Annotated in this window: 11 protein-coding genes; 8 read left to right on the top strand and 3 right to left on the bottom strand. The window is 74.2% G+C overall.

Going from position 1 to position 13,441, the window contains the following annotated elements; translation table 11 throughout:
• Positions 1-2: 2 nt before the first annotated feature.
• Together ACIBBD_RS38290 and ACIBBD_RS38285 are read left to right on the top strand one after the other, a co-directional pair.
• Positions 3-908, top strand: coding sequence for a ribonuclease Z (locus ACIBBD_RS38290; RefSeq protein ID WP_399424572.1), 906 nt, complete (start codon positions 3-5; stop codon positions 906-908).
• A gap of 20 nt (positions 909-928) precedes the next feature.
• Positions 929-1,918: an adenosine deaminase gene (locus tag ACIBBD_RS38285; protein ID WP_399424570.1), complete on the top strand. Its 990-nt coding sequence runs from the start codon at positions 929-931 to the stop codon at positions 1,916-1,918.
• 165 nt (positions 1,919-2,083) lie between these two features.
• On the opposite strand, the gene ACIBBD_RS38280 is transcribed toward ACIBBD_RS38285, so the two are convergent.
• Complete coding sequence (locus tag ACIBBD_RS38280) at positions 2,084-3,130, bottom strand: hemin ABC transporter substrate-binding protein (RefSeq protein ID WP_399424569.1); 1,047 nt, start codon at positions 3,128-3,130, stop codon at positions 2,084-2,086.
• An 85-nt stretch (positions 3,131-3,215) separates the two neighbouring features.
• Here ACIBBD_RS38280 and ACIBBD_RS38275 point away from each other — a divergent pair, with 85 nt between their 5' ends.
• From ACIBBD_RS38275 to ACIBBD_RS38260, 4 genes are all read left to right on the top strand, one after another.
• Positions 3,216-4,022, top strand: coding sequence for a hypothetical protein (locus ACIBBD_RS38275; protein ID WP_399424567.1), 807 nt, complete (start codon positions 3,216-3,218; stop codon positions 4,020-4,022).
• A gap of 32 nt (positions 4,023-4,054) precedes the next feature.
• Entirely contained in the window at positions 4,055-4,984 is a 930-nt protein-coding gene (locus tag ACIBBD_RS38270; protein ID WP_399424565.1) for a hypothetical protein, read from the top strand.
• Between the two features lie 177 nt (positions 4,985-5,161).
• Positions 5,162-5,698, top strand: a complete 537-nt coding sequence (locus ACIBBD_RS38265) for a hypothetical protein (RefSeq protein WP_399424564.1) — start codon at positions 5,162-5,164, stop codon at positions 5,696-5,698.
• A gap of 197 nt (positions 5,699-5,895) precedes the next feature.
• The gene (locus ACIBBD_RS38260; protein ID WP_399424562.1) at positions 5,896-8,529 is read left to right on the top strand and encodes an immunoglobulin I-set domain protein; all 2,634 of its coding nucleotides are present in this window, start codon (positions 5,896-5,898) and stop codon (positions 8,527-8,529) included.
• 92 nt (positions 8,530-8,621) lie between these two features.
• Here ACIBBD_RS38260 and ACIBBD_RS38255 read toward each other — a convergent pair whose 3' ends face one another.
• Positions 8,622-9,968 carry an MFS transporter gene (locus ACIBBD_RS38255; RefSeq protein ID WP_399424561.1) on the bottom strand — a complete coding sequence of 449 codons (1,347 nt, stop codon included), beginning with the start codon at positions 9,966-9,968 and terminating at the stop codon, positions 8,622-8,624.
• Between the two features lie 173 nt (positions 9,969-10,141).
• Entirely contained in the window at positions 10,142-10,933 is a 792-nt protein-coding gene (locus tag ACIBBD_RS38250) for an IclR family transcriptional regulator (RefSeq protein WP_399424559.1), read from the bottom strand.
• A gap of 172 nt (positions 10,934-11,105) precedes the next feature.
• Here ACIBBD_RS38250 and ACIBBD_RS38245 point away from each other — a divergent pair, with 172 nt between their 5' ends.
• Positions 11,106-12,002, top strand: a complete 897-nt coding sequence (locus tag ACIBBD_RS38245; protein WP_399424597.1) for a 5-dehydro-4-deoxyglucarate dehydratase — start codon at positions 11,106-11,108, stop codon at positions 12,000-12,002.
• Positions 11,999-13,294 carry a glucarate dehydratase family protein gene (locus ACIBBD_RS38240; RefSeq protein WP_399424557.1) on the top strand — a complete coding sequence of 432 codons (1,296 nt, stop codon included), beginning with the start codon at positions 11,999-12,001 and terminating at the stop codon, positions 13,292-13,294. Before ACIBBD_RS38245 ends, ACIBBD_RS38240 begins: the two co-directional genes overlap by 4 nt.
• Positions 13,295-13,441: the final 147 nt, after the last annotated feature.

Here is a 13,441-nt window from a genome sequence, read left to right as displayed (position 1 = left end):
CCGTGTCCGTCCGTGAACTGGTGGTCCTCGGCACCGCCAGCCAGGTCCCGACCCGGCACCGCAACCACAACGGCTACTTCCTGCGCTGGGACGGCGAGGGCATCCTCTTCGACCCCGGCGAGGGCACCCAGCGCCAGATGGTGCGGGCCGGGGTCGCCGCCCACGACCTGAACCGCGTCTGCGTCACGCACTTCCACGGTGACCACTCCCTCGGCCTGGCCGGGGTCATCCAGCGGATCAACCTCGACAAGGTCCCGCACCCGGTCACCGCCCACTACCCGCGCTCCGGGCAGCGCTTCTTCGACCGGCTCCGCTACGCCACCGCCTACCGCGAGACCGTCGGCATCACCGAGGCCCCGGTCGACACGGACGGGCCGCTGGCCGTCACGGACTCGTACACGCTGGAAGCCCGCAGGCTCTCCCACCCCGTCGAGTCCTACGGCTACCGGCTGGTCGAGCCGGACGGCCGCCGCATGCTGCCCGACCGGCTCGCCGCGCACGGCATCACGGGCCGCGACGTCGGCCGGATCCAGCGGGAGGGCTCCCTCGGCGGGGTCACCCTCGAGGACGTCAGCGAGGTGCGGCGCGGGCAGCGGTTCGCGTTCGTCATGGACACCCGGCTGTGCGACGGGGTGCACGCGCTGGCGGACGGCTGCGACCTGCTCGTCATCGAGTCGACCTTCCTCGACGACGACGTGGAACTGGCCATCGAGCACGGGCACCTGACGGCCGGTCAGGCGGCCCGGGTCGCCCGGGACGCCGGCGTGCGGCATCTCGTGCTCACCCACTTCAGCCAGCGCTACACCGAGCCGGACGAGTTCGAGCGGCAGGCGCGCGCGGCCGGGTTCGAGGGCGAGCTGACGGTGGCCTACGACCTTCTGCGGGTGCCGGTTCCGAAACGGAGGTAAACCACCCGTACGATGCTTTGATGCCCCTCCCCAAAGCTGAACTGCACCTGCATGTCGAAGGCACCCTGGAGCCCGAGCTGGCGTTCGAGCTGGCCGCCCGCAACGGGGTCACACTGCCCTACGCGGACACGGACGAGCTGCGCGAGGCCTACCGGTTCGAGGACCTCCAGTCCTTCCTGGACCTGTACTACGAGCTGATGGCGGTCCTGCGCACCGAGCGGGACTTCGAGGACCTCGCGAACGCCTACCTCGCCCGTGCCGCCGCCCAGGGCGTGCGGCACGCGGAGATCTTCTTCGACCCGCAGGCCCACCTCGCCCGGGGAGTCGGGATGGGCACGGTCGTCGAAGGCCTGTGGCGGGCGCTGGGCAGCAGCGAGGAGAGGCACGGCGTCTCCACGCGGCTGATCCTGTGCTTCCTGCGCGACCAGTCCGCGGAGTCGGCGATGGAGACCTTGCAGGCCGCCGAGCCGTACCTCGACCGGATCACCGGGATCGGCCTCGACTCGGCCGAGGTCGGGCACCCGCCGGTGAAGTTCCGCGAGGTCTACGAGGCGGCCGCCGCGCTCGGGCTGCGGCGGGTGGCGCACGCCGGGGAGGAGGGGCCGCCGGAGTACATCACCGAGGCCCTCGACCTGCTCGGCGTCGAGCGCGTCGACCACGGGCTGCGCTGCATGGAGGACCCGGCGCTGGTGGAGCGGCTGGTGCGCGAGCGGATCCCGCTGACGCTGTGCCCGCTGTCCAACGTCCGGCTGCGCGCCGTCGACGCCCTCGCCGAGCACCCGCTGCCCGCCATGCTCGACGCCGGGCTGGTCTGCACGGTCAACTCCGACGACCCCGCCTACTTCGGCGGCTACGTCGGCGACAACTTCGACGCCGTACGGGCGGCTCTCGGCCTGAGCCAGGAGCGGCTGCGGGAGCTCGCCCGCAACTCCTTCGTCGCCTCCTTCCTGGAGGACGACGAGGAGCGGCGGGCGCGCTGCCTCGCCGAGGTGGACGCGTACGAGTTCTAGCGCCCCGGCAGGCCGCGTCCGCCCGTGAAGGAGCGGCGTCCGGTGCCTGCTCGGCGTGCCGGGTGCAAGGCCCTCGGACCGGACGTACGTGGGCTTGTGCCCGGTGCGGCGCGAGTGCGGGCCGGGCGCACGCGACGGGACGGACGTTTCCTGTCGGGGCACTGGTCACGCCCGGTGGATCCGGTCCACCAGGATGTCGATGACGAGGGGTGTGCGCGGGCCGAAGCCGAGGAGTACGCCGTCCTCCATGTCGACGACCCGGCGGTTCATGCCGGCCGGGGTCTGGGCGATGCCGGGGATCCGGAGGAGGCCGTCGAGGCCGCCGACCGACTCCAGCCCCTTGGTCATCATCAGGATGACGTCCGGCTGTGCCTGGGCCAGCGCCTCGGTGGTGATCGGGGTGAACGGCTTGTCCAGGCCGGCCGCCGTGCCCGCGTCCTCCGCGCCCGCCGCCTCCAGCAGCGAGTCGGCTCCGGAACCCTTGCCGCCGATCAGGTAGACGGCCGCGCTGCCGCGCAGGTAGAGGAAGGCGACCTTGGGCCTGCTGCCCCGTGGTACGCCCGCGCGGGCGGCGGCCAGGTCGTCGCTCATGCGCCGGTTCAGCGCCCTGCCGGCCTCCGGGACGCCGAGAGCCTCGGCGATACGGGTGGTGCGGGTGGTGACGTCGGACAGTTTCGTCGCCGGGTCGAGGACGACGACCGGGATCCCGGCGTCCCGGATCTGCTGCACGGCCTCCTCGGGTCCGGTGTCGGTGTCGGCGAGCACCACCGTCGGCCGCAGCGACAGCACGCTCTCCGCGCTCACGTCGTGCGCCTTGGTGACCTGGGGAAGCTTCTTCGCCTCGGCGAAGGTGGCCGTGATGTCCCGGCCGACGACCCGGTCGCCGAGGCCGAGCGTGAACACGATCTCCGCGACGCCCCCGTTGAGCGGCAGGATGCGCGAGGCGTCGGTCACGGTGACCTCGCGTCCGTCCGAGGAGTCGACGGTGACCGGCAACTTCGGTGTCGGCGACTCGCCTTCGAGTGGTACGACCGTGTTCTTCGCCAGCTGCTTCCCGGCCGCGGCGGCCCGCGCGCTCGCGGACGCCGGTGAGGCGTCCGTCGCTCCGCCGGTCCCCGTACCGCCGCTCGCGCACGCCCCCGTCAGCAGGGCGAGTGCCAGACCGAGGGCGGCCAGGTGTCTGCCGGACGGCCCTCTCCCGGATCCGCGCATCGCCGTTCCCTTCCACTCGTCTGGCCCACTGTTGAGCAATAGTTTAGGTTAGCCTTCCCTTAGTTTCGCGTGGTGGAGGTGTTTCATGACCTCGGCAAGTGGCTTGCGTGGCCGTGGAGTTGGCGGTTTCCTCACGGTGGCCGCGGCGACGGCCCTGCTGTTCCCGGCGGCCTCGCCGGCGGTGGCGGCGGGAGCCTCGGCGACGGGCCCGGAGGGTCAGAAACTCACCGTTTCCCAGTCCACGGGCCTGGCCGCGGCGGGCGGGACGGTCACCGTCACCGGCTCCGGCTACAACACCGAGAAGGGCATCTACGTCGCCTTCTGCGTCGACAACGGCGCCGGGAAGACGCCCACGCCCTGTGTCGGCGGAGTCGACATGTCCGGCGAGTCCGGTGCCTCGGTCTGGGTCTCCTCCGACCCGCCCTCCTACGGCGAGGGGCTGGCGAAGCCCTACGGCGGCAGCGGGCACCAGGGCACCTTCAGCGTCCAGATCAAGGTGCGCGCCAAGGATGCCAACACCGACTGCACCGCCGCCGGAGTGACCTGCGCCGTCATCACGCGCAACGACCACACCCGGGGCGGGGACCAGAGCCAGACGGTCCGCGTCCCGGTGACGTTCGGGACCGCGGGCGGCGCGCGGAGCGGCTCCGGCTCCTCGTCGGCGACGCCGAGGCCGAGCACGGCGGCTGGGCCGGGCGCGACCGCCGGGTCGGGTGCGACCGGCGGGTCGGGCGACGACGGCGCGACCAGGGCCTCCGACGGCTCGATGGCCAGTACCGGATCCGACCTCGCGCTGCCGCTCGGGCTCACCGCGGCCGGGCTGCTCGCGGCCGGCGCCGGCACCTGGTTCTGGGCGCGCCGGCGCCGTACGGCCGCACCGCCCGCGAGCTGACACGACCTCATGTCCCCGAGGGAGAAGAGAAGATGACGAAGAGACCCGGCGCCGTCGCCCTGGTGGCCGGCGCCCTGTTCGCGCTGTGCGGTCCGGGCGCGGCGGTCGCACAGGACCGGACCGCGGGGGAGCCGCCGGCGCGCGAGGTGCCGGCAGGGCATGTCGACTGGTCCACGGCGGAAGGGGAGCTGGCCGGGCGGGGTGTCTCACTGGGGGTCACCGCACCCGCCGTCCAGGCGGCGGGCGGTGCCCGGTTCCCCGTCGTGAGGGGTGACGCCGGTCCCGGGAGCGGTGTCGCCGAGGTGGAGCTGGGTGGCGCGGCGCGTCTCGACGGTCCGGCGGAGCGGCCTCTCGTGCTCGCCGGACTGCGCCTGGAGCTGACCGGCGACGAGGGTGCGCTGTACGCCCGTACGGTCGTCGACGGCCGGGCGGACGAGCTGGCGCTGGCCGAGGTGGCGGCGCCCGGCGCCGGGCCCGCCGTACGGGTGGCCGGGGTGACCTGGACCGGGCTGCGGGCCTCCCTCACCGAGGACGGGGCCGCGCTGCTGTCCGCCTGGAGCGGGAGCCCGTTCGCGGCCGGGGACGGACTGGGCGAGTGGGACGTGACGGTCGGGACGGTCTTCGGGCCGAGCGCCGACGCGACCCCGCAGGCGGCTCCGGGCACGGAGCCGCCGCGGCCCGCACCGGAGGAGAAACCCGCCGCCGCCGTGGCCCACCCCCTGCTCGCCGCGGGCGGCGAACAGACCGTCACGGGCACGGGCTTCGCGCCCGGCGCCGTCGTGCTCGTCGCGATCGACGGCGACACGCGCTACCAGGCGGTGGCCGACGCCGAGGGGCGCGTCGCGCGGACCTTCCCCGTGTACACCAACGCCGTCGCGGGCGAGCACGCGGTGGACCTGACCGCCGTGAGCGGCGAACGGGGCGTCGCCGGGGCCGTGTTCGAGGTCAAGGAGGCCGTCTGAGCGGCGGTCCGCGCCGTGGGAACGCGCACCGAGGAGCGGACCGGTCGGTCCGCTCCTCGGTGCGCCCAACCCGCCTGTGGCACAGCCCAGTTGGGGTTCCGCAGTCCGTTGACAAACGCCCCGAGCTCATACTTAGGTTTGCCTAACCTAAGTTCACTCGGACAGGAAGGCACTCCCATGAGAGTCCCCACCCCCCGCACCGCCGCCCGCGCGGCCCTCGCCGTCACCGCCTCCGCCGCCCTGACCCTGGGCCTGGCCACCTCCGCCTCCGCCGCCACCTCGACCCGCACGACCGTCGACGGCGGTACCACCTACAACCTGTCGGTGACCGCCCCGAACACGGCCTCCGCCGCCGGCCAGGTCATCAACGTCACCGGCTCCGGCTTCAACACCGGCCAGGGCGTCTACGTCGGCCTGTGCGTGGTCGACGGCGACCCGGGCGACACCAAGCCCACCCCCTGCCTCGGCGGCCAGGACGAGAACGGCTCGACCGGCGCCTCGCACTGGGTCAACAACCTCTTCGGCGGCATGTTCGCCAACAGCTCCAAGTTCGGCACCGGCGGCACCTTCGACGTGAGCATCTACGTCAAGGCCACCCTTGACGACGGCAGCGTCTGCGGCCAGGACGTCGAGTGCGCCGTCGTCACCCGCGCGGACCACTTCGACAGCGGCGACCGCAAGTACGACGTGCACGTCCCGATCACCTTCCAGTAGGGGCTCGCCGCTCCGGCCCGTGCACGGGCCGGCCTTCCCCGGCCGGCCCGTACCGGCACGTCCGACCGTCGCGGAACCAGCCGACGTCCACATCCCGGTCACCGTCCGGCAGCCGCCCGCCGGCACCGGGCCCCCGCGGGCGGGCCCGGCTCTCGTGACCGCGGTGCCGGACGCACCCGACCAGTGAGGAACTCCCCATGACAGCAGACGAGACGACCGCCCGTCGGCGGCCGGGGCGGCCGGCCGGGCCGCGGCCGAGACGCACCCCCGCGCTGCTCGGCGCCGCCGCGCTGGTGGCGGCCGCCGCCACGGCGGTCACCGTGGGCCCGGCGGCGCAGGCCGCCGACACCCCGAGGACCGCCCTCGGCAAGGCCGGCCAGACGCTCACCGTCTCCGCCTCCGCCCACCTCGACCCGGACGGCGAGAAGCTGCGCGTCACCGGCGCCGGCTATGACGACACCAAGGGCATCTACGTCGCCGTCTGCAAGGACAACGGCGACGACCGCGTCCCCACCCCCTGCCTCGGCGGCGCCGACCAGAGCGGAAGCAGCGGCGCCTCGGCGTGGATCATCCCCAAAGACGCCTCGGACGAGGGCGCCGGCTCGGTCGCCGTCCGGTGGGGCGAGGGCGGCACCTTCGACGTCGACCTGACCGTCGAGGCCGAGGACGGCGGCCTCGACTGCCTCCAGGTCGCCTGCTCGGTCGTCACCCGGGTCGACCACAACGCCGCCGGCGACCGCTCCCAGGACGTCCGCATCCCCCTCACCTTCGAGGGCCAGGACCCGGGTGAGGGGGACGACGGCGGCGACGGCGTGGACGTCCCGGCCGGCACCGTCACCTACGTGGCGGCGAAGGAGACCGAGTTCCTCACGACCGCCGCCGGCCGCCCCCTCGACCTGCTGCTGCATCCCGACTCCGGAAAGCTGTACGTCGGCGCGGACGACATCCCCGACACCTCGACCGTGGCCGAACAGGGCCTGTACGTGCTCGACGCCGAGAACGGCAAGGCCCTCGGCCACATCGCGCAGGCCCCGGGCGCGAACGGCGCGATGGCCGCCCGGGTGGTCCGCCGGATCATCGCCCCGCTCCCCGGCGACGGCGTCGTCTTCCACTACCCGCTGCGCGGCATCGGCACCGCCAAGGCCGGCGACACGGTGGCGCGGGGCATCTGGGCCAACGGCGCGTCGTACACCGGTGTCGGTCAGGACGCCGACACCTCCACCGTCCTCATCGCGGCGGGACCCGAACTGCGCCGCGTCGAGACCGCCACCGGCACCGTCGAGGACACGGTCACCCTCGAGGGCGGCGGCGCACTCGGCGTGGACGCCGCCCACGACGCCGCCTGGTCCGCCGGCACCGCCGAGGGCGAGCCGGTGCTGCGCCGCGTCGACACCGCCACCTTCGACGTCACCGCCACGGCCGAACTCCCGGCCGACGTCCTCACCTTCGTCGAGCCGGACCCGGCGACCGGGAACGTCTGGGTGGGCAACGGCACGTCCGTGCTCGTCTTCGACAGGGACGGCAGGAAGCTGACCACGCTGACGGGCGCGGACCGGCCCATGGCGGCGGCCTTCGACAAGGCCACCGGGCGGGCCTTCGTGCTGCGGGAGGACGTCTCCGACGGCACCACGGACAACACCGGGTCCCTCCAGATCCTCGACAGCGCGACCTTCCAGCCGGCGGCCGCCGCGGTCGCCCTGCCGGGCAGCGTCCGGGTGGGCACCTACGCGGGCGTCGCCGTCGCCCCCGGCGCCACGTCCGTCTACCTGACCAGGGCCGCGGAGAGCAAGGTCCTCAGGTACGACCTGCGGATGTCCCCCAGGGTCGTCCAGTCCCCGACCGACCGGACCGCCGCTCCCGGCGACGAGGTCACGCTCGTCGCGGCGGCCGACGGCACCCCGGCGCCCACCGTGCGCTGGCAGGTCAGCCCGGACGGCGGCCAGACCTGGTCCGTGATCGAGGGCGCGACGAAGAACGCGTACGCGTTCACCGCGCGGGCGGCGCACGACGGCCACCGGTACCGCGCCGAGTTCACGAACCCGGCGGGGACGACCCGCACCGCCCCGGTCACGCTCACCGTCGAGGAGTCCGGCGGCGACGGCGGCGGCACCGGAGGGGGCGACGGCGAGGACACCGAGGCGTCCGGCACGAAGACCGTCACCGGTACGGCGGGCCAGAGGCTCACCGTCACGCCGGTCAACAACCTCGCCACCGAGAACCAGGCCCTCGAGGTCACCGGCTCCGGCTACGACGTGAAGAAGGGCATCTACGTCGCCCTGTGCGTCGACAACGGCGCCGGCGAACTGCCCACCCCGTGCGTCGGCGGCGTCGACATGACCGGCGCCTCCCACTCCTCGGCGTGGATCTCCTCCGACCCGCCGGACTACGGCGAGGGCCTCGCGACCCCGTACGGCGCCGGCGGCACGTTCTCGGTCGAGCTGACCGTCGACGCCAGGGACGAGTTCACCGACTGCTTCAAGGCGAGGTGCGTCCTGGCCACCCGCGCCGACCACACCCTCTCCGGCGACCGGTCCCAGGACGTGAAGGTCCCGGTCGCCTTCGTGGGCCAGGCCCCGGTCGACACCGACGACGACGGTTCGGCCGGCACCGGCGGCACGTCCGGCGGCGCGACGTCCGGCACGTCGGGCACGTCCGGCACCACGGGCGGCACCTCCGGTACGACGGGAACGGCCGCCCCGGCCACGACGGGCGGCGGCAGCCTCGCCGCCACCGGCGCCACGATCGGCACGGCGGTGGGCACGGCGCTCCTCCTCACGGCAACGGGCTGGTACCTCCACCGCCGTGCCCGGACAGCGCGCCGAACCCCGTGACCGCCCGCCCCGCCCCGGCACGGCCTCGACCGGCCGGGGCGGGCACCCGGGCCCGACAGGGGGACGGCCCGGCCGCCGGCCGGGCCGGGGGCTCAGCCGCCGGCCCCCGCCGTGCCGCCCGCCCGGCGCGGGCCCGCCGTGTCGTAGGCGTCGCGGGTGGTGGCCGGGGTGTTCAGCGGGATGTCGACCACCGGCTGCTCGGGGGCGCCGACCTGCGGTACCGCGGTGCCGCTCGGCGTGCCGGGGGAGACGGCGACCACGGCGGCCGGGGTGCCGCCGCGGCGTCGGACCGCGCCGGGCAGCAGGGGACGGCCGCCGGTGTGCAGCGCCACGGCGGTCATCGGTACGGCGACGACCAGGAGCCCGGCGCCCAGGACCAGCCCCATCGCCGGGAACCCGGCCTGCGCCGAGAGGACGCTGCCGGTCAGCGGTCCCGCCGCCGTCCCCAGTGAGGACGCCGAGCCGACCAGCACCGCCCAGCGCCCGCGCGGGTCGAGGGAGGCGGCCAGTCCGATCAGGTACGACAGGACGATCGGGTACAGCGCGTTCCAGGCGATCTCACCGGCCGCGAAGCTCCCCAGCCCGGTCGCCGACGCGCTCACCACGATGCACCCGGCGATCAGCACCGTGCCGCCGCCGATGGGCACCGCCCGCCCCAGCCGCGGCCCGAGCGCCCCCGCACCCAGGACGCCGAGCAGCCCGGCCCCCAGCGCCACCGCGAACACCGCGCCCACGGTGGCCTCACCGAGGTGGGCCTGCGTCTGGCCGATCCGCCCGCTGACGCCCCACAGGGAGTTCTGCGCGAGGGACCAGCAGGGCATCGCCGCGGCCAGGACCAGCCCGGAGCGCAGCTGGGGAAGGCGGCGGGAGGCGGCGGTGTCGTGCCGGGCCGGCGCCGGAGCCGCACGGCCCGGGAGGCGGTCGGTGAACGGCCAGACGGCGACGGCCGTGAGCGCGATCGCGGCGAGCGGCTGCCCGTGCCCCGCGCCGAGGTGCGGGACCGTCAGATAGACCGCGCCGGCGAGCGCGGAGACCCCGAGCAGGCCGAGCGTGGAGGCGCGGTGCGGGTCGGGCTGGGCGGCGATCCGGGTGGCGGCGACCGTCGTGGCCGTACCGGAGCCGAACCCGCCGAGGACCGCGCCCGCGACCACCGCCGGTACGCTCCCGGCGAGCGCGGCGCCGCCGTATCCGAGGACGGCCAGGGTGAGCCCGATCCGGGCCAGGGCGCGCGCCCCGATCCGCTCGACGCGCGAGGCCAGGGCGAAGCCGGCCGACGCCGAACTCAGCAGCAGCGCGCTGCCGACGGCACCGGCCTGGGTGGCGGACAGCGGCAGCCCCGCGTCCAGCCGGCCGACGACGGTCGGCAGCAGATAGGGGGCGAGGTAGCCGGCCGTGAAAAGGGCGACGAGGGGCCAGGGAGTGGTGCGGGGGGAGAACACGGGCGTTCCAGGGCATGCGAAAGAAGCGGCTCGAGGGGGAGGAGCGCCGACCGTCGACGGACAGGAACGCGCGGCCAATTTGTATCAAGCACGTGGTGCGCAGCAAAGCGCGGGCCGGGTGATGTGGATCACTTCGCGTTTGGCGTGCGGCAGGACGGGTAAACGAGGCGCCCTCAGCGCCAGTTGACGGCTCCGCCCGCCCCAGGCATCGTCGCCTCGATCTTCGCCCGGATCTCCCCCATCACCGCGACGATCCGCGCCTCGTGCTCCGGCGTCAGCCGGGCCACCGGCACCGAGCAGCTGATCGCGTCCTGCGCGGGCACCTCGTAGCGCAACGCGAACCCGAAGCCGACGATGCCGAGGACGCCCTCCTCGCGGTCGACGGAGTAGCCGCGGGCCCGCACCCCGGCGAGATCCGCCAGCAGTGACGCGCGGTCGGTGTGCGAGTGCGGGGTCAGCGCCTCGTACGGCCCCTCGGGCAGCTCCTCGTCGGCGCGTTCGGCCAGCAACGCCTTGCCCAGTGCGCCCACGTGCGCGGGCAGCCGCCGCCCGACGCGGCTGATCGTGCGCAGGTACTCGTGCGACTCGCGGGTCGCCAGGTAGGCCACGTCCCGACCGTCCAGCCGCCCCAGGTGAATCGTCTCTCCCAGTGCCTCGGACGCCTCGTCGAGGTACGGCCGCACCAGCCGTACGCGCGGGTCGGAGTCGAGATAGCTGGTGCCGGTCAGCAGGGCGTGGATGCCGATGCCGTAGAGGGAGCCGGTGACGTCCGTGCGGACCCAGCCCCTGCCGATGAGGGTCTGCAGCAGCGCGTACATCGAGCTGCGCGGCACGCCCAGCTCGTCCGCCAGCTCCTGAAGCCGCGCCGGCCGGTCCCCGCGCGCCGCGAGCAGCTCCAGCAGCTCGACCGTGCGCGCCGCGGACTTCACCTCGCGGACTCCGCCCCCGTCCCCTGTCTCCGGCATGCGCCGATCGTAGTCCGGGCCGGTGGCTCGCCGTCCGGGCCATTGACGGCGGCAGTTCACCTATCTAATCTCCATCTTCATACATGGATACCGTCTACATAGGGAGATGGTCAGGGTGAGTCCCGACACCGGTACGGAGACGGCGGCCGTGACGCGACGGCTGGCGGAGGGGATGGTGCGAGGGGTGCTGTCGTTCCCGCTGACCAGCTTCCGCGACGACGGCTCCCTCGACCCCGACGGCTTCCGCGCGCACCTCGCCGCCCAGCTCGCCGCCGGCCCCGGCGCGGTCTTCCCCGCCTGCGGCACCGGCGAGTTCTTCTCACTCGACGAGGACGAGTACCGCCAGGTGGTCAGCCTCGCCGTCCGGGAGACGGCCGGCCGTGTGCCCGTCGTCGCCGGCATCGGCTACGGCTGGGCGCAGGCCGTCCGCTTCGCCCGCATCGCCGAGGAGGCCGGCGCCGACGCCCTCCTCGTCCTCCCGCACTACCTGGTCGCCGCCCCCCAGGACGGCCTCGTCGCCCAGCTGGAGCACATCGCCGCCCGCACCCGGTTGCCGCTCATCGCCTACCAGCGCGGCCAGGTCGCCCTCACCGCCGCCTCGCTCCGGCGCGTCGCCGCGATCCCGACCGTCATCGGCCTCAAGGACGGCCACAGCGACCTCGACCGCCTCCAGCGCCTCACCCTCGCCGCCCCCGAGGGCTTCCTCTTCTTCAACGGCGCCGCCACCGCCGAGATCCAGGCCCGCGCCTACGCCACCGTCGGCGTCCCCGCCTACTCCTCCGCCGTCCACGCCTTCGCCCCCGAGATCGCGAACGCCTTCTTCGCCGCCCTGCTTGACGGCGACGACAAGACCGCCGACCGGCTGCTGCGCGACTTCTACGTCCCCCTCGTCGAACTGCGTGACCGGGTCCCCGGCTACGCCGTGTCCCTGGTCAAGGCCGCGGCCCGGCTGCGCGGCCGTCCGGTCGGACCGGTGCGCGCCCCGCTCACCGACCCGTCGGCCGCCGACCTGGCCGACCTCAGGACCGTCCTCACCACCGGACTCGACCTCGTAGGAGCCACCCCGTGACCCGCGATCTGACCATCACCGAGGTACGGCTGACCCCCATCCTGGTCGCCGACCCGCCGCTGCTGAACACCCAGGGCGTGCACCAGCCGTACACCCCGCGGCTGATCGTGGAGGTGGTGACGGCCGACGGCACCACGGGCGTCGGGGAGACCTACGGCGACACCAAGTACCTGGAACTCGCCCGGCCCTTCGCCGACGGCCTGACCGGCCGCCGGGTCAGCGACCTCAACGGTCTGTTCGCGGTCGCCGACGAGGTGGACGTCGACCGGTCACGGGTCTCCGGCCAGGTCGACGTCGGTGGCCTGCGGGGCGTCCAGACCGCCGACAAGCTGCGCCTGTCCGTCGTCTCCGCCTTCGAGGTCGCCTGCCTCGACGCCCTCGGCAAGGCACTCGCCCTGCCCGTGCACGCCCTGCTCGGCGGCAAGGTGCGCGACGCCGTCGAGTACAGCGCCTACCTCTTCTACCGGTGGGCGGACCATCCCGAGGGCGTGGCCTGCGAGAGGGACGACTGGGGCGCCGCCGTGGACCCGGCCGGGGTGGTCGCACAGGCACGCCGGTTCACGGAGCGGTACGGCTTCACGTCGTTCAAGCTCAAGGGCGGCGTCTTCCCGCCGGACGAGGAGATCGCGGCCGTCCGCGCCCTGGCCGAGGCGTTCCCCGGCCACCCCCTCCGCCTGGACCCCAACGGCGCCTGGTCGGTGCGGACGTCACTGAAGGTCGCCGAGGAACTCGGCGACGTCCTCGAGTACCTGGAGGACCCGGCGCTCGGCACCCCCGCCATGGCCGAGGTGGCCGCGGGCACCGACGTACCGCTCGCCACCAACATGTGCGTGACGACCTTCCAGGAGATCAAGGAGGCCTTCACCAAGAACGCCGTCCAGGTCGTCCTCTCCGACCACCACTACTGGGGCGGTCTGCGCAACACCCAGCAGCTCGCCGCCGTCTGCCGCACGTTCGGCGTGGGGGTGTCCATGCACTCCAACACCCACCTGGGGATCTCGCTCGCCGCCATGACCCACGTCGCGGCCACCGTCCCCGACCTCCACCACGCCTGCGACTCCCACTACCCCTGGCAGTCGGAGGACGTCCTGACCGAACGCCTCACCTTCGAGGCGGGCAAGATCACCGTCCCGGACGCACCCGGTCTCGGCGTCGAACTCGACCGCGACCGGCTGGACCTCCTCCACCGGCGCTGGCTCGACGACGACGGCACGCTGCGTGACCGGGACGACGCAGCGGCGATGCGGGTCGCCGACCCGCAGTGGGTCACCCCGTCCGTGCCGCGCTGGTGACCCGCGCGGCGGTCCGTGGCGCTGCGGCGGCCGGCACCCGCGAGACGGCGGAAGCGGGTCGTGGCGGTGCGGCGCAGCCCGTCGCTCAGCGCTGCACAGCCACGTTCCACTGCTACCGACAGGCAGCCGTACGCCCAACGCGCGACG

The sequence above is a fragment of the Streptomyces sp. NPDC051315 genome, assembly GCF_044455165.1.
Lineage (GTDB): Bacteria > Actinomycetota > Actinomycetes > Streptomycetales > Streptomycetaceae > Streptomyces.
This window is presented reverse-complemented; position numbering and strand designations above follow the sequence as displayed.

What these genes read in the sequence shown, in the direction of transcription:
- ACIBBD_RS38270 (WP_399424565.1), top strand. Translation starts at nt 4,055, where the DNA reads ATGACGAAGAGACCCGGCGCCGTCGCCCTGGTGGCCGGCGCCCTGTTC.
- ACIBBD_RS38260 (WP_399424562.1), top strand. Translation starts at nt 5,896, where the DNA reads ATGACAGCAGACGAGACGACCGCCCGTCGGCGGCCGGGGCGGCCGGCC.
- ACIBBD_RS38245 (WP_399424597.1), top strand. Translation starts at nt 11,106, where the DNA reads ATGGTGCGAGGGGTGCTGTCGTTCCCGCTGACCAGCTTCCGCGACGAC.
- ACIBBD_RS38280 (WP_399424569.1), bottom strand. Translation starts at nt 3,130, where the DNA reads ATGCGCGGATCCGGGAGAGGGCCGTCCGGCAGACACCTGGCCGCCCTC.
- ACIBBD_RS38275 (WP_399424567.1), top strand. Translation starts at nt 3,216, where the DNA reads ATGACCTCGGCAAGTGGCTTGCGTGGCCGTGGAGTTGGCGGTTTCCTC.
- ACIBBD_RS38265 (WP_399424564.1), top strand. Translation starts at nt 5,162, where the DNA reads ATGAGAGTCCCCACCCCCCGCACCGCCGCCCGCGCGGCCCTCGCCGTC.
- ACIBBD_RS38250 (WP_399424559.1), bottom strand. Translation starts at nt 10,933, where the DNA reads ATGCCGGAGACAGGGGACGGGGGCGGAGTCCGCGAGGTGAAGTCCGCG.
- ACIBBD_RS38285 (WP_399424570.1), top strand. Translation starts at nt 929, where the DNA reads ATGCCCCTCCCCAAAGCTGAACTGCACCTGCATGTCGAAGGCACCCTG.